The following is a 21,296-nucleotide window of genomic DNA, read 5'->3' as shown; positions in this document are numbered from 1 at the left end:
CGTATTCCCCGAACTGCTTGCTCGGCGCGGGCCCGCCGCGCCGCCCGCTACGTAGACATGCGGAACGAAAGCGCGTGCCTCGCGTCAACTCCCGCTTCCATTTGCGCGTCGGCTCCGGTGCGCAACACGCTCTCGTAGTTATCCCAGGAAATAACGTTGACATCAAAGTTCTCGTCTTTTTGTCTAGGTGGCGCCGCCCCATCCGGGTAGTTCTGGATCTCGCCGTCCACCGAATCATCGGCTGCCGCTGCCGCCGCGGGACTGAGACGGAAGCGCCAATGCACGCCATTCAAATCCTTGTCGATGACCTTCTTCACGTGCTCGAGGAGGGCAACTTCACGTATCCCGGAGAATCGCGCTTTGCGCGACGCATCGCATTCGACCAGGGTAAAAAATCCGCGCGCGCTGTGCACGCAAGATACATTCGCCTGCAGCCCCTGTGTTTTGAAATAAGCCGAGATGACGCGTCGTACTTGTCTTTCCTCGTTACGATGACGCCGTCTATGCTGCAATTGCAACAACAACGCCACGCTGTACCCGACGACGGTACCGGCAATAAACAGCTCCCAGTAATTCATTGGTTTGCTCCCTCTTGTTGTTCGGGATGATCTTCGGAGCAAGGACAACCGCAAAAGCCGTTCCATCTCCTGTATCGTGGAGCGGACAGGATTCTGCACCACTCGGACCTGTTCGATTGTGTTCCTTCCCCCTCGCCTGGCCGGCAACCGGCCACCGCACGGGGGTGAGGTTCGATTGCGGAATGACTGATACTCGGCGATAAAGTCGGCCGCTCGTTAGCCGGGGCCGCGCCTTATCGACCTGCCCGCCTGCGCCCTGGACGATCGTGACTCGGAGCGCGCGAGCGGAATATAATGATCGCCTTTTCAGCTCGTCCGATGCTGTTCCGGCTCCCCGTTCCGCCTCCCGGCTCGCGCCGCCGCCACTCTGGCTTCACAGGTTCCAGCGACGCGCTCGCGCTCGCCGAACTTGCGCACCAATCCGCCCCGCTCGTCGTCATTACCGAAACCGCCGCGCACGGCCAGCGCCTGTTCGACGAGATTCCGTTTTTCGCGCCGAAACTGCGAATACATCTGCTGCCCGACTGGGAAACGCTGCCATACGACAGTTTTTCGCCGCATCAGGATCTCGTCTCCGAACGGCTGGCGACGCTCTATCAGATCATGCAACGCGAATGCGACGCGCTGATCGTGCCGCTGACGACTGCGCTTTACCGGCTGCCACCGCGCGAATACCTCGCGGCCTACACTTTCTTTCTGAAACGCGGCGAGCAACTGGCCCCTGAAAAACTGCGCGAACAGTTGACGCTTGCCGGCTACAATCATGTGACGCAAGTTGTTTCGCCCGGCGAGTACAGCATCCGCGGCGGTCTCATCGATCTGTTTCCGATGGGCAGCGCATTGCCGTATCGCATCGATCTGCTCGACGACGAAATTGAAACCCTACGCACTTTCGACGTCGATACCCAGCGCAGCATCTACAACGTCAACGAAATCCGGCTGCTGCCGGCGCGCGAATTTCCGCTCGACAATGCGGGGCAAACGCGTTTCCGGCTGAATTTCCGCGAGAAGTTCGAAGGCGATCCGTCGAAAAGCCGCATGTACAAGGACGTTAGCCAAGGCCTCGCGCCGCCCGGCATCGAATATTATTTGCCGCTGTTTTTCGAGCAGACCGATCGCGTCACCGATTACCTGCCGGCCAATGCGACGTTATGCTTGCACCGCGATCTGATGGGCGCAGCCGAGCACTTCTGGAAGGAGACGGGCTCGCGTTACGAACTGCTGCGCGGCGATCGCGACCGTCCGCTCCTGCAGCCGACCGAGCTTTTTCTGACCACCGACGCATTCTTCAGCGCGATCAAACCGTTTGCGCGAATCGAATTCTCCGCCGACGCTGATACTTCCGTAGTGGCGGAGGAAGGGGCCAGGCCGGCGGCCAGCGGTCCTTCGGTGAACGCGACGTCCGCATTGCCGACATTGACCGTCGAGCGACGCGCCGATGATCCTCTGGCCAATCTGAAGGCCTATCTCGCAGGATTCAAGGGCCGCGCGCTGCTGGTTGCCGAAAGCGCGGGTCGGCGCGAAACGCTCAGCGACTATCTGCGAAGCTACGGCGTGCAGCCGGTAATCGTTGCCGACTATAACGAATTCATGCGCAGCGAAGCGCGCTTGATGATTGCGGCAGCGCCTTTGGCAAATGGCTTTGCATTGCCGAAAGCCGGCTTGGCGTTCATTACCGAAACCGAGCTTTACGCAAGGCAGGCGCGCACCCGAAGCGCTCGCGACGGCGTCCGCCGGGTGTCGACCGAAAACGTGTTGCGCGATTTGTTCGAGGTCAAAATCGGCGATCCGGTCGTACACGAACAGCACGGCATCGGCCGCTATCTCGGCTTGACCAATATGAATCTCGGCGAAGGCGAGACCGAGTTCCTGTCGCTGCAGTACGAAAGCAACGACAAGCTCTACGTGCCGGTTGCGCAACTCCATTTGATCAGCCGATACAGCGGCGGTCCGGCTGAGGCTGCGCCCCTGCATCGGCTCGGCAGCGGACACTGGGACAAGGCGAAACGCCGCGCCGCGGCACAAATCCGCGACACCGCCGCCGAGCTGTTGAACCTGTATGCGCAGCGCGCTGCGCGCGTAGGTCATGCATTCACCGTCAATCAGCACAATTACGATGCGTTTACCGAAGCCTTCCCGTTCGAGGAAACGCCCGATCAGGCAGCTGCAATCCAGGCCGTGATCGACGACCTGCGCGCCGGCAAACCGATGGATCGGTTGATCTGCGGCGATGTCGGCTTCGGCAAGACCGAGGTCGCTTTGCGCGCGGCGTTCATCGCGATGATGGATGGCAAACAGGTCGCGGTGCTGGTGCCGACGACGCTGCTTGCCGAACAGCATTTCCAGAATTTTTCCGACCGCTTCAGCGAATGGCCGGTCCGGATTGTCGAGTTATCCCGCTTTCGCTCGGTGAAGGAACAAACGGCAGCGCTTATGGGTCTGGCTGACGGAAAGATCGATATTGCGATCGGCACGCACAAGCTGATCCAGAAAAACGTCAAGTTCGCACGCCTCGGCCTAGTCATCATCGATGAGGAACACCGCTTCGGCGTGCGCCAGAAAGAACAGTTGAAAGCGTTGCGCGCTGAGGTCGACGTATTGACCCTGACGGCGACGCCGATTCCGCGCACACTCGCCATGGCGCTCGAGGGTCTGCGCGATTTTTCGGTTATAGCGACTGCGCCGCAGCGCCGGCTTGCGATCAAAACGTTCGTCGCCAACTACAGCGATGGCTTGGTGCGCGAAGCGGCCCTGCGCGAGTTGAAGCGTGGCGGTCAGATTTATTATTTGCACAACGAGATCGACACCATCAACAACGTTGAAGCGCGCTTGACCAGACTGCTGCCGGAAGCGCGCATTCGCGTCGCGCACGGCCAGATGCGTGAGCGCGAACTCGAGCTCGTTATGCGCGATTTTTATCAGCAGCGTTTCAACGTACTGTTGTGCACCACCATCATCGAAACCGGTATCGATATTCCGACCGCGAACACGATTATCATGCACCGCGCCGACAAATTCGGGCTCGCGCAATTGCACCAGTTGCGCGGCCGCGTTGGCCGTTCGCATCACCAGGCCTACGCATATTTGCTGACGCCCGATGAACAGCAGATCACCGCGCAAGCGCGCAAACGACTCGAGGCGATTCAGGCGATGGAAGAGCTCGGCGCCGGCTTTTATCTCGCAATGCACGACCTTGAAATCCGCGGGGCCGGCGAGGTCCTCGGCGAATCGCAAAGCGGCGAGATGCATGAAATCGGCTTCAATCTGTACGCCGAAATGTTGAACAGCGCGGTCAAATCGCTGAAACTTGGCCTCGAGCCCGACCTGTCGGCGCCGCTTGGGGTCACCACCGAGATCAATCTGCATGCGCCGGTGTTGCTGCCGCCCGATTATTGCAACGATGTGCACGAGCGCCTGGTGCTGTACAAGCGACTCGCCAATTGCGCAACGCTGGCGCAACTTGAAACAGTGCACGAAGAACTGATCGACCGCTTCGGCCTTTTACCCGAACCAGCCAAATGCCTGCTCGAAACCCACAAACTGCGCATTCTCGCCAAACCGCTCGGCATCGCACGCATCGATGCGGCGTCGGACTCCATGCGGTTGCAATTCATTCCGAACCCGCCGATCGATCCGGCGCGGGTCCTCGAACTCGTGCAGCGCAGACGAGATCTTAGTTTCGGCGGGCCCGACCGGTTGAGGATGCAAGCGTCGCTGCCCGAAGTCAACGAACGCATCGCCGCCATCCGCGATTTGCTGCGCGCACTTTCACCGAAAAGCACCGCGGCCACCGAATGACTGTCGCGTATCCGGCGACTGCTCTGCTAAACTGACATTCCACCCGCCCTCCAGAGGAGAAAGAGATGACCAAATCCGCGCTTTTTCTGGCGCTGTCCATTTTTGCGCTGCCGTGCGCCTACGCTCAAACGCCGCAACAAACGAAAATGAAGGCCTGCAACGAGCAGGCGGCAGATATGAAAGGCGATGAGCGCAAGGCTTTCATGAAAACCTGTCTGGCCGCCAAAAGCGACGCCAAAGCCGATGCAAAGACGACTGATCAGCAGAGCAAGATGAAGACTTGCAACGCCGACGCCAAGGAAAAAAACTTGGCCGGCGATGAGCGCAAGGCTTTCATGAAGGAATGTTTGTCGGCCAAAGCCGAGGCTGCGGACGACAACAAGATGACGGCGCAGCAGAGCAAAATGAAAACTTGCAACGCCGATGCCGCGAAGAAAAAACTTGCTGGCGAAGAGCGCAAGGCTTTCATGAAAACCTGCTTGTCCAATTAAACAACGCCACGCGAAACACCCCTCGTCGAGGGGTGTTTCATTTTCAGCATGCCGATGGACCTCGTCATACAAGCGCCTGCGATTACTTTCGCTGATGCGAAAGCGGTCGCGAAACTTAGCGGCGCGTCGAGTATAGAACGGCTTTCCGGTTCAGCTTTCAGATTGCGCGGGGCAGTGCGCGAAACGGGCGTCGCCGATTATTGCGCACGTGCGCAACTCGACTTCTCGTTCGTTAGCGGAAATCCGCGCCTGGCTGACATCGGCTTGCTGGCGATGGATATGGATTCGACGCTGATCACGATCGAGTGCATAGACGAGATTGCGGATTTAAATGGCCTGAAGCCGCAGGTTGCCGCGATTACCGCAGCGGCGATGCGTGGCGAAGTCGATTTCGCCGAAAGCCTGGCTCGGCGCGTTGCCTTGCTGCGGGGTTTGGAAGAAGGCGCATTACAGCGCGTCTATGACGAGCGGCTGAGCTTGAGCCCGGGCGCGGAACAGATGCTTGCGGCAATGCGGCGCGCCGGGATCAAGACGCTGCTCGTGTCGGGCGGCTTCACATTCTTTACGGAACGCCTGAAGATGCGGCTGGGCATCGATTTCACCGCGTCGAATCAGCTTGAAATCCGCAATGGCAAACTGACCGGGAAATTACTCGGTCAGATTCTGGGCGCGAACGGTAAAGCTGCCGCGTTGATACGCGCACGAAACGATCTCGGACTGACGCGCGATCGAATCATGGCGATCGGTGACGGCGCGAACGACATACCGATGCTCGGCGAAGCGGGGATCAGCATCGCTTATCACGCGAAACCCGTCGTTCGCGAGCGCGCGACCTATGCGTTGAACCAGTCCGGGCTGGACGGCGTGCTGAACTTGTTTGACTGAACCTAAACGCTGAAACTTTCGCCGCATCCGCACGCGGCTTTGACGTTCGGATTGTTGAACTTGAAACCTTCCTTCAAGCCCTCGCGCGCGTAATCGAGTTCCATGCCATCGAGAACGTCGAAGCTTTTCGGATCGACGAATACAGTAACGCCGTGGTTTTCGAACCGCACGTCGCCAACCCCCGGTACGTCGGCAAAATCGACCTGATACGCCAGCCCTGAACAACCGACTGTGCGCACGGCCAGACGCAGACCGACGCCCTTGCCACGCTTCGATAGCTGGTTTCGCACGTGCCGTGCCGCGTTTTCGGTGAGTGTAATCATTGCTGCAACCTCTATCGTTGATAATTCATAAATGGGTTCGTGCTTGCGTGGAATCGTGTTTCCTGCCGCATCAGACCGCGAGCGACGACATGCGTTTCATCTGCCTGACGATCGCCTCCAGGGCTTTCAGAAAATGGTCGACCTGATTGGCGTTGTTGCCGCGGCCCAGACTGACGCGCACCGCGCAGCGCGCCAGCGCGGGGTCTACGCCCATCGCGAGCAGCGTCGGGCTCGGCTCGGTGCTGGTGCTCGAACAGGCAGAGCCGCTGGCGACCGCGAAGCCCGCTCGATCGAGTTCCACGACCAGTGTTTCACCGTCGATGCCCGGAAACGCGAAATAACTGGTGTTCGGAATGCGTTCCGCGCCCGCGCCAAAAATCATCGCTTCCAGCCCGCGCAAGCGGCGTTCGAGGCGTTCGCGCAATGCGACCAGCCTGACCCCAAGAGGGGTGAGGCGATCGACCGCCAATTCGCAGGCCGCGCCGAAGCCGACGATCGCGGGCACATTTTCGGTTCCCGAACGCAATCCGCGTTCGTGCCCGCCGCCAACGATGATCGCCTGCAGTTCGATGCGCTTGTCGAGGACCAGCGCGGCCGCGCCTTTCGGCCCGTAAATCTTGTGCGACGATATCGTCATCGCATGCACGTTTAGGTCGCCGAAATCGACCGCCATTTTGCCGAAGGCCTGCACTGCGTCGGTATGTATCCAGGCCCGCTGGGCGCGCGCCTGCTCGGCAATCGCAGCGACGTCTTGCACCCCACCGGTTTCATTATTTACGAGCATGGCCGACATCAGCCCGGTCGGCTCCTGCAGCGCGCGCGTAACGTCGGCTTCATCTATTTTTCCAGCGTCATCGACCTTGAGCACGCGCGGCTTCCAGCCGGCGCGCGCCAACTCGTGCGCAGGGCGCGCAACGCTTGGATGCTCGACCGGGCTGATCACGATCTGCGACGGCTTAAGATAGCCTGCCGCGCCCTTGATGAACAGATTGTTCGCCTCGGTGCCGCCGCTCGTGAACACAACCTGCGCCGGCTGCGCGTTGACCGCCGCCGCCACTTGCTCGCGCGCCCGATTCACCGCCGCGCGAGCGGCCGTGCCGAGGCCATGCCGGCTCGAAGCGTTGCCATACTGCTCGCGCAGATACGGCGTCATCGCCTCGAATACTTTCGGATCCAGCGGCGTCGTCGCGTTGTAGTCGAGATAGATCATGGCATTCGATTCAGAGTTGTCTCAGTCCACAATCTTGTTCAGATAGTTCGGATCGAATTTGTCGGCTACGGCGCGATCGTCTTCCACAGTCACGCCTAAACGTTCGAGCTGCGCCAGAATGCGTTCGAGGCGGGCGTCGGTGCTGACGCTGTGATCGAGCAGGCCGTGAATCGCCTTGGCCAGCGGATCGTTCACGTCCTTGCTGATCGCATAGGCCGAGAATCCCATATTCTCGGCGGATTTGGCGCGCATCGCATCCTGCTCGTCATCGATGATACGCGCCGGTATGCCGACTGCTGTCGCGCGCGCCGGAACCGGTTTTACCACCACCGCGTTCGACCCGATACGGGCGCCTTCGCCAATCAAAATCGGACCCAGCACCTTGGCGCCGGCGCCGATGACGACGCCGCGGCCGAGCGTTGGATGGCGCTTGCCACTGTTCCACGATGTGCCGCCAAGCGTTACGCCGTGATAAAGCGTGCAGTCGTCGCCGATCTCTGCAGTCTCGCCTATGACCACGCCCATACCGTGGTCGATGAAAAAACGCCGGCCGATACGCGCCCCCGGATGGATTTCGATGCCTGTCAGGGCGCGGCCGATATGCGAGACGAAGCGCGCAAGCAACTTGAAATTCCAGAGCCAAAGGCGGCTCGATACGCGGTGCACGAGCAGCGCGTGAAAGCCCGGATAGCACGTGATGACTTCGAGCGTCGAGCGCGCTGCGGGGTCGCGGTCGAACACGACGGCGATTTCCTCCTTGATTCTTTCAAGCATTGGTTGCGCTATCCGCTTGAGTAAAAAATTCGGAGCAACATGGTAGTTGACTACTTGATCGCGCTCAATATGCCGCGCAGGATGTTGACTTCTTCCTTCTCCAGACCGCTGCGCGCAAACAGCCGGCGCATGCGCTGCATCAGCCGCTTCGGGTTGGCGGGGTCTAGAAAGCCGATCACGATCATTTTTTGTTCCAGCTGTCGATAAAACATTTCGATTTCGTCGAAGCTCGCCGGCTCGCCGCTGCGCAACCCGGCAGACAGTGCGGCCGGTGACGCCCGTCCTGATTCTGCTTTCGCGAAAGCCGCGTTCCGCATCTCATACGCCATCACCTGCACGGCGGCGGCGAGATTTAGCGATGAGTACGCCGGGTTGGCCGGAATCCGCGACAACCATCGGCATTTCATCACCTCCGCTGTCGTCAGGCCCGATATCTCGGTGCCGAATACGAGAGCGACCTCGCCATCATGCGCGTAATCGATCAGTGTTGCAGCAGCTTCGGGCGGCGTCAGTTGCGGATGGCTCAGATCGCGATGGCGGCCGCTGCAGGCCACCGCGACGACGGTCCCGGCCAGCGCTTGATCGAGGCTGGCGCATACCGTCGCGGCGCACAGCAGGTCTTCAGCGCCAGCGGCGCGCGCATTGGCTTCCTCGGCCGGAAAAATTTTCGGATTGATCAGATAGAGCCGGCTCACGCCCATGGTTTTCATGGCGCGCGCGGTCGCGCCGATGTTGCCAGGATGCGTGGTATGCGATAACACCACACGGACGCGGTCGAGCAGATCGGCGCCATTCATATTAGAATGGCGATCCGCGTTTTTTCACCTGTATCAACGCCCCCCCGGCATCAGCACGACAGATCCTGCAATGCATCCCATGCTCAATACGGCTGTCAAAGCCGCGCGCCGCGCCGGCGGCATCATCAACCGTGCGTCGCGCAATCTCGACATCCTGACTGTCGAACACAAAGCGGCAAACGATTTCGTTTCGGAGGTCGATCGTGAAGCGGAAAGCGCCATCATCGACATGCTGCTGCGGGCTTACCCGAAGCATTCGATTCTAGCAGAAGAGAGCGGCGCGGCCGGCGACTCGGAATACCAGTGGATCATCGATCCCCTCGACGGCACAACCAATTTCCTGCACGGCTTTCCGCAATATGCGGTGTCGATCGCACTCGCTCACCAGGGTGTGCTCACGCACGCGGTCGTGTTCGATCCGGGCCGCAACGATCTGTTTACGGCCAGCCGCGGCGCCGGCGCTTATCTCAACGACCAGCGTCTTCGCGTCAGCAAACGCATCAGGCTGCAGGAAAGCCTGATCGGCACGGGTTTTCCGTTTCGGGAGCTTACGCGGGTCGATCGCTACCTTGCCATCTTTCGCGAACTGCTTGGTAAAACAGCGGGGATGCGGCGTCCTGGTTCGGCTGCGCTGGATCTGGCTTATGTCGCCGCGGGCCGTCTCGACGGATTCTGGGAATTCGACCTGGCGCCGTGGGACATGGCCGCCGGCGCATTGCTGATTACCGAGGCTGGAGGGTTGGTCGGCGACTTGAGAGGCGATGAGGGCTATATGGCGAGCGGCAATCTGATCGCCGGCACTCCGAAGATTTTTGCCCAGTTACTGCGGATTATCGAGCCGCATATCGACTAGCGGCCATTCAGAGGTCAGGGTTCCGATCCTGTACTCTGAATCCGGCCCCCCCTGCTTCCTGGCTCCTGCTTCCTTCCTGGCTCCCGCTTCAATGGTCATGTCCGTCTCCGCCATGCACGTGGCCATGCGCCAGTTCTTCACGCGTCGCAGGGCGTACGTCTTCTACCGTGCACGAAAACACGAGCACCTGCCCGGCGAACGGATGATTGCCATCGACGACGACCTTGCCATCAGCAATATCGGTGATCGTATACAGGCTCATGTCGTCCGAGTCTTCCGCACCGCCTTCAAACTGCATGCCGATCTGGATATCATCCGGGAAAAGAGCGCGCGGCTCGACCCGCACGAGATCGCTGTCGTACTCGCCGAATGCGTCATCCGGCTCGAGCTTGAGCTGACACGCGTAGCCGGACTTCTGGCCGTGCAGCGCTTCCTCGACCAACGGAAAAATCCCGTCGTAGCCGCCATGCAGATAGCTGATCGGCTTTTCGGTTTTTTCGACGACTTCGCCTTCCAGGTTCGAGATCTCGTACGCCAGCGAAACAACCGTATCTTTTTTAATTTCCATGACTATTCAATTTTTTGACCAGCCTCAGCATCTCAGCCGCGTGCCCGCGGGCGCTGACGCCGTACAGCGCATGGCGCAGCACGCCGTGTTTATCGATGATGAAGGTCGATCGCATGATGCAGACTTTTTTCCTGCCCTCGGCTTCCTTGGTATGCAATACGTCAAACTGCCTGCAGATTTCGCCGTCCGCGTCAGCGAGCAATTGCACGCTCAAACCATGCTTGTCGGAGAAAGAGCCGTGGCTCAAGCAATCGTCCATGGAAACGCCGAGCACGACCGTATCGAAATCGGCAAAGTCGCTTTCGTGATCGCTGAAATCGATAGCCTGGATCGTACAACCGGGCGTATCGTCTTTCGGATAGAAATACAGCACGACGTTACGTTTACCTTTGAAGCTCGCCAGGCTGACCATTTGCATATCGGCGTTCGGCAAATCGACCTCGGGCGCACGCTGTCCTGCTTGCAGCATAAATACTCCGCCTAAACCTCGCAACGAGACATACCAGGAACCAGCGAAACGCCTATGAGAGACATGAAAAGCCTAATGCCTGCGATGAAAACGGGGATCTGATTTTTCGACTTGCAACGCAAAAGAAGTTTCGCCAAGTTTCGCGGAAATTCTAACCGATTTTAATCCGGCGCGAGGCTTTTGTTGCCGCATCATTTTAACCATCGAACGTAAATTCCATCGATGAAGGATACGCTACTCGGAAAACTTTCGACGCGGAAATTTCTGCGCGAGCATTGGCAAAAAAAACCTCTGCTCGTGCGCCACGCCATACCCGATTTAGCCGAAAGGCTGAAGGGCATCGACCGCCATGTATTGATGGAGCTTTCCGCGCGCGATGACCTCGAATCGCGCCTTGTGCTACGCGAGCGCGGGCGCTGGCAGTTGCGGCGCGGGCCATTCGACAAACGCGATTTCCGGAGGCTTCCGCCGGGCGGCTGGACACTGCTCATCAATGGCCTGGACCGCGTTCTGCCGCAAGCCAGCAGCTTGCGCCTCGAATTCGGCTTTCTGCCGACCGCGCGACTCGACGACGTGATGGCAAGCTACGCCAGCGATGGCGGCGGCGTCGGGCCGCATTTCGATTCCTACGACGTGTTTTTGCTGCAAGGGCCCGGAATGCGGCGCTGGCGCATCAGCGCGCAGCAGGATCTGTCGTTGCGAAACGAGCTGCCGCTCAAGATTCTAAAAAACTTTCGCAGCGAGCAAGAATCGCTGCTCGACTGCGGCGATATGCTGTATCTGCCGCCGCATTACGCCCACGACGGCATTGCCGTCGATGAATGCATCACGTATTCGATCGGCTTTTATGCGCCGAGCGCCGCCGAAATCGGCGTTGGTTTCCTGGATTTTCTGCGCGACCGGCTCGAGTTCGCGGGCATGTATCAGGATGCCGACCTGAAGCCGCAGCGGCATCCAGCCCTCATCAGCCGCGACATGCAGCGCAGGATCAGCGCGATGCTGGAAACGATTTCGTGGGGCAGCGACGACATCCTCGCATTTATCGGCCAGTTTCTGACCGAACCCGGCAACGATGTCTTTTTCGAAGCGCCGCTGCGGCCGATGCCATCAAAACGCTGGGCGGCGGCGATTCGCCAGCACGGCATCCATCTCGATCTGAAAACCCGCATGCTGTTCGATGCCGATGCCCTGTACATCAACGGCGAACGCGGCAAGCCGGGTTTTGGCTTTGCGGCGCTCAGGCAACTCGCCGATCGCCGCGAGCTTGCGCCTCCCCTGATTCTTGAGAGGGATGGCGAGGCACTGCTTTACCAATGGTACCGGGCAGGCTATATTCACGCGGGGAGGATATGACGGATGAATCAAACGACGAATAATCCTGCGTTCGGCGGCCGACAGCGGATCGACACCCTTTCGGCGTACGAAAACGCTATCGACGCCGTGATTTCAGCCGCCCGGCGCGCTGTGCGCATTTTCGATCGAAGCCCGAGCGTGGGCTACAACAGCGTCAAGCGCTATGAACTATTGCGGGCGTTTTTGCGTGCAAACTCTGCAAATCAACTGTATCTGGTTTTGCACGATGCGCAGCCGGTAACAAGCCGCTGTCCCAGACTGATGATGCTGCTGCGGGAATTCAACGACCGCGTATTCATTCATGAAACAAGCAGTGAGGCAAAACATCTGTACGACCCGTTCGCAGTGGCCGACGAGAACCATTTCGCGCACCGTTTTCACTACGACAGCTTGCGCGGCGAACTTGCGTTCGATCATATCGCCGATGCGCGCATCCTGGTGCAGCGCTTTGAGGACATCTGGCAAGCATCCATTCCTGCCGCTACAGCCTCGACGCTCGGTCTCTGACAAGAAGTGACAAAATACGTTAAATCTGGAAAACTCTGGTATCGCGCTTGCGCATTGAGGTGAAGCGGCCTGCTCGGTGGTGCAGCGTCGTTCCATCCCGTTCAATTGCTGAACCGCGATAGCCGCTTTTTGCCGTTTATTCTGCTAACAGCATTTAGTTTGTAGTCCTGCCGTAGTTCGTGCGTAGTTCGTTTTGCCCCTATCAATCCCCATAAGGAAATAAAATGAATCGCTCTCTTATCGCTATCGCCATCCTCGCAATCACTATAACCGCGTGTTCGAAGAAAGACGAAACCGCTACCGTCAATGCGCCGGCAGCGACGCCTACGCCGGCCGCCCCGGCTCCTGGCACCGCCCCGATGACGCCTCCCGCCGGCGGCGCCATGGACATACCCGCTGGCAGCACGCCTCCGGCTGGCGAGATGAAAAAGGAAGACGCGCCAAAGTAGGCGCGGTAGCAGTCGCAAGCAAACCGAAAAGCCGGCAAGCGCTGGCTTTTCGGTTTTGCGGAGAAGTGTTGTGCGGAGATGCGTCGCAGCGCAACCGGCCGGCGACAGGTTTAGGAACCTCTACTTAATTTATCCACCCCCGCGCCGGCGCTCTCCGGGATGCATCGCGCGAAGCGGGGAGCGCTGTGTGGTCATTCCACACAAGCGACCCGCGACAAAGCGAGGCGCCCGGATAAGTGCCGGCCCATGCGGGTTGCGACGAGAAGGCCGCCATCTGCGGCGTTGCGGGACTCGGTCGTGGGAGCAACCACTGCCCTTCGTCCCGCGCCTTGCATCTGCCGCCTTCTCGTCGCAAAGCGGCGGTGGATAGGTTAATCAGAGGCTCCTTAGGTAATTTGGAGCCAGGAAAAACCTGAAACCTGATCCGCGACCGTAACCCACTCATCGGCGCAATTCAAGACGGCGCCGAGGGCGGCGCGAGCGAGTTGCGGCGTGTTGTTCTGCTGGCTGACATGTGCCGCCACGACGTGCTGTAAACGCGTGCAATCGAGCGCGCTCAACAGGCTCGCCGCATCGGCGTTGTCGAGATGACCGAGGCGACCGGATATTCTCGCCTTCAGCCGCGGCGGGTAGATTCCATTGCGCAGCATCTCGCCATCGTGATTGCATTCCAGCACCAGCGCGTCGCAACTTCGTAAAACAGCTTCGATGTGGCGTGTTGCGCAGCCGCTATCGGTCAGGACACCAAGCTTTCTCGCGCCATCGGAGAACACGAACTGCGCCGGTTCGCGCGCGTCATGCGGAACCGGATAAGGCTCGATAGAAATATCGCCGATACTGAAACAGCGGTGGCCTTCAATCACGGACAGGCGGGGCGGGCTCGTGCAGAAGCCGTTCAGCGCACGCATCGTGCCATAGGTGAGCCAGAGCGGCAGATTGTATTTACGCGCAAACGGAATAGCGCCGGCGATATGATCGTCGTGCTCGTGGCTGATCACAATGGCTGCGAGATCGTCTGGCGCCAGACCAAGCGCAGCCAGTCTGGCGAATGTTTCCTTGACGCGAAATCCGCAATCGAGCAAAACACAGGTGCGGCCAGCCTGGACGACAAGCGCGTTGCCTTGACTGCCGCTCCCCAGCGAAGCGAAGCGCATCAGCGCGGGCCAACAAGTGACATGCAGCAGACGAGGCCGGAAGCGGCGCAATAGGAAATGAGGGCTTGCGTCGCCACCTCTCGTGTGAGCGGCAAGCTCCCTGCCCGCGCCGGTTCGCTCCGCACTACTTCAATTGTTCGTAAAGTAGGCTCAGAATTTTGTTCGCGGTTTTCGAGCGATCCGCGCTGCCGTCTTTCGTCAGTATCTGAACGCGGCTGCCGGAGTCGGCTTCGCCATCGACAACCTGGATGCGGTACTGTTCGGCGTTGTTCTTGTTCGGCTTGTCGTCGTCGCGCCAGAACATCAGTTTCGACAGCATGCCTGTCGGCTTTGCGGTGCGGTTGTCTTCCTGTGGGTCGACGTAGCGAACAAAGTACAGCCCGTTCGAACGATCGCGGTCTTCGACTGTGAAGCCAACGCGGTCGAGCGCCAGGCCGACACGGCGCCACGCGCGATCGAAATCATCGGCGACCGACAGGCCGGAAACGCCGTCCTGCCCCTTGGACAAAGTCGCGCGGTCTTCCTGCTGAATGGCAGCCACCTGGGTTTTTGCGCGTTCGTCCTCAACGCCGAAGCGCACCATCAAGCGACGCAGCATTTCCGCTTCAAGTTCGGTGTCGGCAGGTCGCGGCTGCCAGGCGGTCGACTCCTGTACGGTGGTCGTGTAAACCTCGGTCATGCCGCGATGGCTGATATAGATTTCGGTCGTCCCCGGCTCCGCGCCGCGCTCCATGCGCGTGCGAAATTTATCGCGCTCGGAGGTCGAATGGAGATTGTCTATGACTTTGCCGATCCAGTTGCGGATACCGGTTTCGGGGATGTTGGCGCGATTTTCCGCCCAGTCGGTTTCCATGATGCCGGCCTCCGGCGTCTCTGTTTTGACTTCGAAACCGAGCTCCTTCCAGAAGTCCTTGACGATCGGCCATAACGCTTCCGGCGTGCCCGGGACAACGATCCAGCGCTGCGTTCCGGCGCGCTCGATGCGCACCTTGTCGCGCACCGGCAGCAGATCGGTCGAACCGGCTTCGGGTTTGGCCGCGCGCTCCTTGCTGTAATCCGAGAAAGTAGCCGTACCCTGCGGATTGACGTCGGGCACCGAAAAGCGATCGTCGCCCTTGGGCGCGGTCAGATCCGGCGGGACTTCGAGCGGCGGCAGCTTGCCGGCCGATTTGTAATCGATTTTGTTGTCGAGGAAAGGGATCGAGCTGCATGCGGACAACAGCACAACGACTAGCGGCAGTGCGCTTCGTGCAGGGATATTCATATTCTCCTCGTCAAGGTTTCCTCGATGACGTCGAGCATCTTCGTGCTCTTATCGTACCTTGGTTTCGCCTTCAAATTGATTTGCATTAGAGGCGCTGACTGAAGCTTCCGTTATCGCAACCCCGGCTTGGCGCATTGCCTCTCTGACGATTTCGTGATGCGGCGCCGATAACGGAGTCAATGGCAAGCGGATTCCAGCCGCTATCAGTCCCATCTGTCGTAATGCCCATTTTACGGGTATCGGATTCGCCTCGACAAACAAAAACTGGTGCAAACCCAAAAGCTTGTTATTGATCGCGCATGCTTTTTCAACATGCCTCGCGCGTGCCGCCACGCACATGTCGTGCATCAAGCGGGGCGCGACGTTGGCGGTCACCGAGATCACGCCGTGGCCTCCCATCAACATCAAACTCATGACGCTGGCGTCGTCGCCGCCATAAACCGCGAAATTTTTCGGCGCCTTGCTCAGCAAATCGGCGCCGCGGCCGATATCGCCGGTCGCATCCTTGATGCCGACGATGTTCGGAACCTGAGACAAGCGCAGCGCGGTCTCGTTCTGCATATCGCAAATCGTGCGAGACGGCACGTTGTACAGAATCATCGGCACGTCGACCGCTTCGGCGATTGCCTTGAAGTGACGGTAAAGCCCTTCTTGCGTCGGCTTGTTGTAATACGGCACGACCGACAGCGTCGCATCGACGCCGGCGTCTTTGGCAAAGCGCGACAACTGTATCGCTTCCGACGTCGAATTCGCGCCGGTTCCCGCGATGACCGGGATGCGGCCGGCGGCATGGCCGACCACTTCCTTGATGAGCAGACAATGCTCGTCGAAATCCACGGTGGGAGATTCGCCAGTCGTCCCCACCACGACGATGCCATCGGTCTGTTGCGCAACGTGAAAATCGACCAGGCCGCGCAATCGTTCGAGATCGAGCGCACCGCCCTCGTGCATCGGGGTCACTATCGCAACCAGACTGCCTGTAATCATTCGCGGCTCGTAAAAAAGGGCTCAGTCTACTATTAATGCCAGACGCAACCAATGGCGGAATCGTCAACGCCGCTCATCGACCGGATCGGCAGCCGGCCGCACCGCGCATATCCGCTGCATCATGGCCGGCCGGGGGCCGCCTTCAAACACATCCTCGTACGCGATAACGCGCAATTTGCCGCGCACGACTTCGAGCAGCTCGCCGGTTCGCAGCAAAAAATCCGGATTGCTCGGCTTGCCGAAATTCTCATTGCCGAGCGAAAATGTTTCGTAAATCAGCATGCCGCTGTGCGCGAGAGCGGCAAGCAGCGCCGGAAACAGCGGGCGATACAGATAATTGGTCACGACGATGCCGCCGAATTCCTCGCTCGCATAAGGCCAGTCGCCCTGTTCAAGATCGGCAACGCGCGCGTTGATGTTGCTGATACCGCGCAGCAGCGCCAGCGTTTCGGCATCGCGATCAACCGCTTCGACGTCGTAGCCCAAGCCGGCTAAATGGCGGGCGTTTCGTCCGCTGCCCGTGGCGAGATCGAGCACGCGGCCGCCGCTCGGGATCAGATGCGCCCAGCGCAATATCCAGGCTGATGGCTGCATTACTTCAGAGTGTGGCGGCGCGTGCGACATTGCGTCTCTCTCCATTTCAAAACGCCATCATAAGCCGCTTGAGCCATCGAGCCCATGGTTCAAGGTGCGATCCAGCGGCAGTGGCGCCGGCGACAAAGTGAATTCGGGTTGCTTCCTCCCCACTTGCTGGGGAGGGCTGGGGTGGGGACGCTGCATCGCGCCTGGCATCATCTAACCCCCTCGATCTTCCTCCCCGTAAAAAAGCGAGAGAAACCATGAATGGAGAACTTGATCAGAGCCTGCTTTCAACGCGAACGCCGCCCTGCTTGCGGACGGCCGCGTGTCGGCTTTGCAATCAGCCGTTGCTCCCGACCGGACGGCGCGAATATCGGCGAGGCCCCGGTGGGCCGCGCTTCCGTTCGCGCTTCTGCCTTCGACTTGGTTCCCGAATTCGTCGTACGCATGCCGGCCCACACCAGCAGCTCCTGAACCTCTTGCGTTTCGAGCTCCCGCAAGGCACAGCGTTTCAAACGCGGCGGCAGCACCACCGGCCCGAAGCGCACCCGCATCAATCGGCTGACGGTAAAGCCGAGCGCTTCGAACATGCGCCGCACGAGGCGCTTGCGCCCTTCCTGCAATACGACGTGATACCAGCGATTCGTCGCCTCGCCGCCCTGCTCGAACAGCGATGCGAATTTCGCTTCGCCGTCTTCGAGCTGCACGCCGCCGAGCAGTTGCCGAAAATGCTCGGGCGTCAGTTCGCCGAGTATGCGAACCGCATACTCGCGCTCGACCTCGAAGCGAGGATGCATGAACAGGTTGGCCAGTTCGCCGCTGGTCGTAAACATCAGCAAACCGCAACTGTTGTAATCGAGCCGGCCAATCGCGATCCACTTCGCGCCGCGGATCGGCGGCAGATTGTCGAAGACGCTCGCACGCCCTTCCGGATCGTCGCGGCTGACGATTTCGTTTTCGGGCTTGTGATACAGCAGCACGCGCGGCAGCCGGTGCGCCGATTTGAACCGGACGATGCGCTTGTCGACGCGGACGGTGTCCTCACCGCTGACACGTTCGCCGACGCCGGCCGGTTTTCCGTTCACCGACACGCGGCCCGCCGCAATCAGCGTCTCCATCTCGCGCCGTGATCCGAGACCAGCCTGCGCAAGCAGCTTGTGCAGCTTCTGGGTAGGCGGGCTCCGGGATTCGGCAACCGTTTTCGTCATCGCCATGGCGGAAAACCTAATCGGGTTCGGCTCGCGAGACGCGAATCTATACGGTATGGCGTTCGATGACAGCCTGCGCCAGTGTGCCGCTATCGACGTGTTCGAGTTCGCCGCCGACTGGCAATCCGCGCGCGATTCGCGTCGTTTTGATGCTGCGCGCGCGCAAAAGGTCGGCAATATAATGGCTGGTCGCCTCCCCCTCGACCGTAAAATTGGTCGCCAGTATCGTCTCCGTCACCACGCCATCGGTCGCGCGCTGCAGCAGCCGATCGAGATGGATGTCTTTCGGGCCGATGCCGTCGAGCGGCGAAAGGCGTCCCATCAATACGAAATATAGGCCGTGATAGCACTGCGCCTGCTCCATCATCAGCAAGTCGGCCGGCGTTTCCACCACGCATAACATGCTCGCGTCGCGCTTCGCGGAGCGACACAACCCGCACACATCATGCTCGGTAAAACTGTTGCACTTCTGACAATGCTGGATTAGCTCGACAGAGCGGCTCAGCGCGGCTGCAAGCCGGGTCGCACCGCGCTGGTCGCGCTGCAGCAGATGATAAGCCATGCGCTGCGCCGATTTCGGACCGACACCGGGCAGGCAACGCAAGGATTCGATCAGTTCTTCGAGACTCGAAGGGGTATTCACTAGCGCGATTGTCCACCCCTTCCGCTGCGCTCCCTCGCCTGTTTGCAAGGCATGGGATAGTCGAACCGGTATTTCGAAGTGTGGATCGCGCCGGCCAGCGTCGATTGTGCGGTCAAAACGGCAGCTTCATTCCTGGCGGCAGGCCCATGCCGGCGGTGAATCCGCTCATTTTTTCCTGCGTCGTGGCTTCGACCTTGCGCACCGCGTCGTTGACTGCTGCCGCGACCAGATCCTCGAGCATGTCCTTGTCGTCGGTCAACAGGCTGTTGTCGATGCTGACCCGTTTGACGTCGTAGCGGCAGGTCATCGTCACCTTCACAAGGCCGGCGCCGCTTTGGCCTTCGACCTCGACGGTCGCCAATTGCTCCTGCATTTTTTGCATGTTTTCCTGCATCTGCTGCGCCTGCTTCATCAAGCCGCCCAATCCACCTTTCATCATTCGTCGTCTCCTCGTTTCTTTAACGGTTGTATGCTGCCTTTTACGACATGGCCGCCCAGATTCTGGACCAGTTCGCGAACAAAAGGATCGCTTTCGATCGCGGCCTCGGCCCTCGCCTGATCGGCGTCCCGTTCCTGTTTCTCGATTGCCAGAGGCGTGATTCGACCGCTGTCTCCGAGCTCAAAATTCAGCCACAACGTCTTGCCGAAATAGCGTTCGAGCGCGGCTTTCAACTTGTCCCGATAGGGCTTCTCGAGGTAACCGCGGTTAGCCGGCGCGATGCGAAATTCCATGCTAGCGCCGTCGTGGCTGACCAGCTCGCAGTTCTGCGCGAGCATTTTCGCCATCCCGTTCAATTTCATCCCGGCGATCATCGCCGCCCAGTCGCCGGCTTGCAAGTTTTTACGCTCTCCGGTCTCAACCGGGCTCGCTACGGCGCGCGCGGCGGGTGGTTCGTGCACCGCTCCCGCTGAGAACCTGGTGGGCGCGGGCTCCGGTGCGGCAAGCGGCGCGGCGCTATCGGCGCTTCGTTCGGAGCTTTGACGGACGGGAGGCGGTGAAGCAGGCGCACCGGCTGGTTTTGTGGCTGGCGTTTGCACAGCAGTCATTTCCGCAGACGTGCGCTGCGGCGCCGGCGCCTGATCCTCAGCAGCCGGCATGAAAGCCAGCATGCGCAGCAAGGTCATCGTAAAGCCCGCGTACTCGTCGGGCGCAAGCGGCAGATCGTCGCGTCCCTGCAGTGCGATCTGATACAGCAATTGCACGTCCTCGCTGGCTATTGCGGCGGCGAGCGCGAAAATCGTCTCGCGCTCCAGATCGTCATCGGCAATGGCCGCCGGCACGGACTGCGCCAGGGCGATCCGATGCAGCAGCGCGCCGAGCTCCTGCAAAGCGACGTCAAACGACAGGCTGCGACTTTGCATGCGATCGGCATGATCGATCAGCGCCAGACCATCGCCCGCGGCTACCGCTTGCAGGATTCCGAACAGATACGTCCGATCGATCGCGCCCAGCATGGCGCGGACATCGGCTTCGCTCACCCGGCCGCCGCCGTGCGCGATCGCCTGATCGAGTAGGCTCAAGGCATCGCGCATGCTGCCGTGGGCCGCGCGTGAAATCAGTTGCAGCGCCGGCGCTTCGGCTGCGATATCTTCCCGCGCGAGTATGAACTGCATCTGTTCGCGGATTTGCGCGGGCGGAATCTGCTTGAGGTTGAACTGCAGGCAGCGCGACAACACTGTCACCGGAATTTTCTGCGGATCGGTCGTCGCCAGAATGAACTTGACGTGCTCGGGCGGCTCCTCCAGCGTTTTGAGCATCGAGTTGAAGGCGTGGTTGGTCAGCATGTGCACCTCGTCGATCATGTAGACCTTGAAGCGCGCGTTCGACGGCGAGTACACCGCCTGCTCGAGCAGCTGGGCCATTTCGTCGACGCCGCGGTTCGACGCCGCGTCCATCTCTATATAGTCGACGAAGCGGCCGGCGTCGATCGCGGTGCAGGCGTCGCACACGCCGCAGGGCGTGGCGGTGATGCCGCCGGTGCCGTCCGGGCCGATGCAGTTGAGCGACTTGGCGAGGATCCGCGACAGCGTGGTCTTGCCGACGCCGCGCGTACCCGTAAACAGATAGGCATGGTGCAGGCGACCGGTTTGCAACGCGTGCGACAGGGCGCGGACGACGTGTTCCTGGCCGACCAGCGTTTCAAAGTTACGGGGGCGGTATTTGCGGGCGAGTACTTGATAGGACATGCTGGGATTTTACCGTAGATAGCGGACGCAGCGGGGAATCCTGCAGCCAAGGCGGCAATTGTAACAAGTCGGTGCGAGAAGGGGAATGAAGCGACAAGTGGCGCCGTAAAAACGCACTTGAAAGATAGATCGAAGGAGGCGAGCCTGATCTGCGGCACTCATGGTTAATAGCCGTGGCTGCTTCGTTCCCGACCTGACCAGGTTAGCCATGCCACGATG

The 21,296-nt window shown here is 59.9% G+C and carries 22 protein-coding genes and 1 other RNA gene; 7 read left to right on the top strand and 16 right to left on the bottom strand.

Translation table 11 applies throughout. The features are described from left to right. Positions 1-47 precede the first annotated feature (47 nt). The gene (locus H0V78_14550; protein ID MBA2352954.1) at positions 48-578 is read right to left on the bottom strand and encodes a hypothetical protein; all 531 of its coding nucleotides are present in this window, start codon (positions 576-578) and stop codon (positions 48-50) included. A gap of 318 nt (positions 579-896) precedes the next feature. Between H0V78_14550 and mfd the strand changes: the two genes are divergently transcribed. The 3 genes from mfd (at position 897) to serB (ending at position 5,752) form a co-directional block, all read left to right on the top strand. After that, positions 897-4,376: a transcription-repair coupling factor gene (gene mfd / locus H0V78_14545; protein ID MBA2352953.1), complete on the top strand. Its 3,480-nt coding sequence runs from the start codon at positions 897-899 to the stop codon at positions 4,374-4,376. 65 nt (positions 4,377-4,441) lie between these two features. Then, positions 4,442-4,867 carry a phosphate starvation-inducible protein gene (locus H0V78_14540; GenBank protein ID MBA2352952.1) on the top strand — a complete coding sequence of 142 codons (426 nt, stop codon included), beginning with the start codon at positions 4,442-4,444 and terminating at the stop codon, positions 4,865-4,867. 54 nt (positions 4,868-4,921) lie between these two features. Further along, on the top strand, positions 4,922-5,752 hold the full coding sequence (gene serB / locus H0V78_14535) for a phosphoserine phosphatase SerB (protein ID MBA2352951.1): 831 nt from the start codon (positions 4,922-4,924) through the stop codon (positions 5,750-5,752). Positions 5,753-5,754: 2 nt separating this feature from the next. On the opposite strand, the gene iscA is transcribed toward serB, so the two are convergent. The 4 genes from iscA to H0V78_14515 form a co-directional block, all read right to left on the bottom strand. Continuing rightward, positions 5,755-6,075, bottom strand: coding sequence for an iron-sulfur cluster assembly protein IscA (gene iscA, locus H0V78_14530; protein ID MBA2352950.1), 321 nt, complete (start codon positions 6,073-6,075; stop codon positions 5,755-5,757). A 70-nt stretch (positions 6,076-6,145) separates the two neighbouring features. Beyond that, positions 6,146-7,285, bottom strand: coding sequence for a cysteine desulfurase (locus tag H0V78_14525; protein ID MBA2352949.1), 1,140 nt, complete (start codon positions 7,283-7,285; stop codon positions 6,146-6,148). Positions 7,286-7,306: 21 nt separating this feature from the next. Continuing rightward, the gene (gene cysE / locus H0V78_14520) at positions 7,307-8,059 is read right to left on the bottom strand and encodes a serine O-acetyltransferase (protein MBA2352948.1); all 753 of its coding nucleotides are present in this window, start codon (positions 8,057-8,059) and stop codon (positions 7,307-7,309) included. Between the two features lie 50 nt (positions 8,060-8,109). After that, positions 8,110-8,856 carry an RNA methyltransferase gene (locus tag H0V78_14515; protein ID MBA2352947.1) on the bottom strand — a complete coding sequence of 249 codons (747 nt, stop codon included), beginning with the start codon at positions 8,854-8,856 and terminating at the stop codon, positions 8,110-8,112. Positions 8,857-8,926: 70 nt separating this feature from the next. On the opposite strand from H0V78_14515, the gene H0V78_14510 reads away from it, so the two are divergent. Then, complete coding sequence (locus H0V78_14510; GenBank protein ID MBA2352946.1) at positions 8,927-9,709, top strand: inositol monophosphatase; 783 nt, start codon at positions 8,927-8,929, stop codon at positions 9,707-9,709. Positions 9,710-9,797: 88 nt separating this feature from the next. Here H0V78_14510 and H0V78_14505 read toward each other — a convergent pair whose 3' ends face one another. Then, on the bottom strand, positions 9,798-10,277 hold the full coding sequence (locus tag H0V78_14505; protein ID MBA2352945.1) for a peptidylprolyl isomerase: 480 nt from the start codon (positions 10,275-10,277) through the stop codon (positions 9,798-9,800). Then, positions 10,267-10,746: a peroxiredoxin gene (locus H0V78_14500; GenBank protein ID MBA2352944.1), complete on the bottom strand. Its 480-nt coding sequence runs from the start codon at positions 10,744-10,746 to the stop codon at positions 10,267-10,269. Before H0V78_14500 ends, H0V78_14505 begins: the two co-directional genes overlap by 11 nt. Positions 10,747-10,968: 222 nt before the next feature. Here H0V78_14500 and H0V78_14495 point away from each other — a divergent pair, with 222 nt between their 5' ends. The 3 genes from H0V78_14495 to H0V78_14485 all read left to right on the top strand — a co-directional run bounded on the left by H0V78_14495 (position 10,969) and on the right by H0V78_14485 (position 13,055). Continuing rightward, positions 10,969-12,099, top strand: a complete 1,131-nt coding sequence (locus H0V78_14495; GenBank protein MBA2352943.1) for a cupin domain-containing protein — start codon at positions 10,969-10,971, stop codon at positions 12,097-12,099. Positions 12,100-12,102: 3 nt separating this feature from the next. Then, positions 12,103-12,606, top strand: a complete 504-nt coding sequence (locus H0V78_14490; GenBank protein ID MBA2352942.1) for a hypothetical protein — start codon at positions 12,103-12,105, stop codon at positions 12,604-12,606. Positions 12,607-12,830: 224 nt separating this feature from the next. Next, positions 12,831-13,055, top strand: coding sequence for a hypothetical protein (locus tag H0V78_14485; protein MBA2352941.1), 225 nt, complete (start codon positions 12,831-12,833; stop codon positions 13,053-13,055). Positions 13,056-13,441: 386 nt separating this feature from the next. Here the strand turns inward: H0V78_14485 and H0V78_14480 are convergent, their stop codons facing one another. The 9 genes from H0V78_14480 to ffs all read right to left on the bottom strand — a co-directional run. Then, the gene (locus H0V78_14480; protein MBA2352940.1) at positions 13,442-14,209 is read right to left on the bottom strand and encodes an MBL fold metallo-hydrolase; all 768 of its coding nucleotides are present in this window, start codon (positions 14,207-14,209) and stop codon (positions 13,442-13,444) included. 124 nt (positions 14,210-14,333) lie between these two features. Beyond that, positions 14,334-15,473, bottom strand: coding sequence for an outer membrane protein assembly factor BamC (gene bamC, locus H0V78_14475; GenBank protein ID MBA2352939.1), 1,140 nt, complete (start codon positions 15,471-15,473; stop codon positions 14,334-14,336). A 48-nt stretch (positions 15,474-15,521) separates the two neighbouring features. Then, positions 15,522-16,460, bottom strand: a complete 939-nt coding sequence (locus H0V78_14470) for a 4-hydroxy-tetrahydrodipicolinate synthase (protein MBA2352938.1) — start codon at positions 16,458-16,460, stop codon at positions 15,522-15,524. 63 nt (positions 16,461-16,523) lie between these two features. Beyond that, positions 16,524-17,099 carry a methyltransferase domain-containing protein gene (locus tag H0V78_14465; GenBank protein ID MBA2352937.1) on the bottom strand — a complete coding sequence of 192 codons (576 nt, stop codon included), beginning with the start codon at positions 17,097-17,099 and terminating at the stop codon, positions 16,524-16,526. Between the two features lie 230 nt (positions 17,100-17,329). Next, complete coding sequence (locus H0V78_14460) at positions 17,330-18,253, bottom strand: pseudouridine synthase (GenBank protein MBA2352936.1); 924 nt, start codon at positions 18,251-18,253, stop codon at positions 17,330-17,332. A gap of 40 nt (positions 18,254-18,293) precedes the next feature. Beyond that, complete coding sequence (recR, locus tag H0V78_14455) at positions 18,294-18,890, bottom strand: recombination protein RecR (protein ID MBA2352935.1); 597 nt, start codon at positions 18,888-18,890, stop codon at positions 18,294-18,296. Positions 18,891-19,002: 112 nt separating this feature from the next. After that, positions 19,003-19,329, bottom strand: a complete 327-nt coding sequence (locus tag H0V78_14450; GenBank protein ID MBA2352934.1) for a YbaB/EbfC family nucleoid-associated protein — start codon at positions 19,327-19,329, stop codon at positions 19,003-19,005. Beyond that, entirely contained in the window at positions 19,326-21,077 is a 1,752-nt protein-coding gene (gene dnaX / locus H0V78_14445) for a DNA polymerase III subunit gamma/tau (protein ID MBA2352933.1), read from the bottom strand. The genes H0V78_14450 and dnaX overlap by 4 nt, the downstream gene beginning before the upstream one ends. A gap of 134 nt (positions 21,078-21,211) precedes the next feature. Further along, positions 21,212-21,296: signal recognition particle sRNA small type (gene ffs / locus H0V78_14440), an RNA gene on the bottom strand; the annotation flags it as partial.

It is taken from the genome of Burkholderiales bacterium (genome assembly GCA_013695435.1).
GTDB lineage: Bacteria > Pseudomonadota > Gammaproteobacteria > Burkholderiales > JACMKV01 > JACMKV01.
This window is presented reverse-complemented; position numbering and strand designations above follow the sequence as displayed.

What these genes read in the sequence shown, in the direction of transcription:
- H0V78_14550 (MBA2352954.1), bottom strand. Translation starts at nt 578, where the DNA reads ATGAATTACTGGGAGCTGTTTATTGCCGGTACCGTCGTCGGGTACAGC.
- mfd (MBA2352953.1), top strand. Translation starts at nt 897, where the DNA reads ATGCTGTTCCGGCTCCCCGTTCCGCCTCCCGGCTCGCGCCGCCGCCAC.
- H0V78_14540 (MBA2352952.1), top strand. Translation starts at nt 4,442, where the DNA reads ATGACCAAATCCGCGCTTTTTCTGGCGCTGTCCATTTTTGCGCTGCCG.
- serB (MBA2352951.1), top strand. Translation starts at nt 4,922, where the DNA reads ATGGACCTCGTCATACAAGCGCCTGCGATTACTTTCGCTGATGCGAAA.
- iscA (MBA2352950.1), bottom strand. Translation starts at nt 6,075, where the DNA reads ATGATTACACTCACCGAAAACGCGGCACGGCACGTGCGAAACCAGCTA.
- H0V78_14525 (MBA2352949.1), bottom strand. Translation starts at nt 7,285, where the DNA reads ATGATCTATCTCGACTACAACGCGACGACGCCGCTGGATCCGAAAGTA.
- cysE (MBA2352948.1), bottom strand. Translation starts at nt 8,059, where the DNA reads ATGCTTGAAAGAATCAAGGAGGAAATCGCCGTCGTGTTCGACCGCGAC.
- H0V78_14515 (MBA2352947.1), bottom strand. Translation starts at nt 8,856, where the DNA reads ATGAATGGCGCCGATCTGCTCGACCGCGTCCGTGTGGTGTTATCGCAT.
- H0V78_14510 (MBA2352946.1), top strand. Translation starts at nt 8,927, where the DNA reads ATGCATCCCATGCTCAATACGGCTGTCAAAGCCGCGCGCCGCGCCGGC.
- H0V78_14505 (MBA2352945.1), bottom strand. Translation starts at nt 10,277, where the DNA reads ATGGAAATTAAAAAAGATACGGTTGTTTCGCTGGCGTACGAGATCTCG.
- H0V78_14500 (MBA2352944.1), bottom strand. Translation starts at nt 10,746, where the DNA reads ATGCTGCAAGCAGGACAGCGTGCGCCCGAGGTCGATTTGCCGAACGCC.
- H0V78_14495 (MBA2352943.1), top strand. Translation starts at nt 10,969, where the DNA reads ATGAAGGATACGCTACTCGGAAAACTTTCGACGCGGAAATTTCTGCGC.
- H0V78_14490 (MBA2352942.1), top strand. Translation starts at nt 12,103, where the DNA reads ATGAATCAAACGACGAATAATCCTGCGTTCGGCGGCCGACAGCGGATC.
- H0V78_14485 (MBA2352941.1), top strand. Translation starts at nt 12,831, where the DNA reads ATGAATCGCTCTCTTATCGCTATCGCCATCCTCGCAATCACTATAACC.
- H0V78_14480 (MBA2352940.1), bottom strand. Translation starts at nt 14,209, where the DNA reads ATGCGCTTCGCTTCGCTGGGGAGCGGCAGTCAAGGCAACGCGCTTGTC.
- bamC (MBA2352939.1), bottom strand. Translation starts at nt 15,473, where the DNA reads ATGAATATCCCTGCACGAAGCGCACTGCCGCTAGTCGTTGTGCTGTTG.
- H0V78_14470 (MBA2352938.1), bottom strand. Translation starts at nt 16,460, where the DNA reads ATGATTACAGGCAGTCTGGTTGCGATAGTGACCCCGATGCACGAGGGC.
- H0V78_14465 (MBA2352937.1), bottom strand. Translation starts at nt 17,099, where the DNA reads ATGGAGAGAGACGCAATGTCGCACGCGCCGCCACACTCTGAAGTAATG.
- H0V78_14460 (MBA2352936.1), bottom strand. Translation starts at nt 18,253, where the DNA reads ATGGCGATGACGAAAACGGTTGCCGAATCCCGGAGCCCGCCTACCCAG.
- H0V78_14450 (MBA2352934.1), bottom strand. Translation starts at nt 19,329, where the DNA reads ATGATGAAAGGTGGATTGGGCGGCTTGATGAAGCAGGCGCAGCAGATG.
- dnaX (MBA2352933.1), bottom strand. Translation starts at nt 21,077, where the DNA reads ATGTCCTATCAAGTACTCGCCCGCAAATACCGCCCCCGTAACTTTGAA.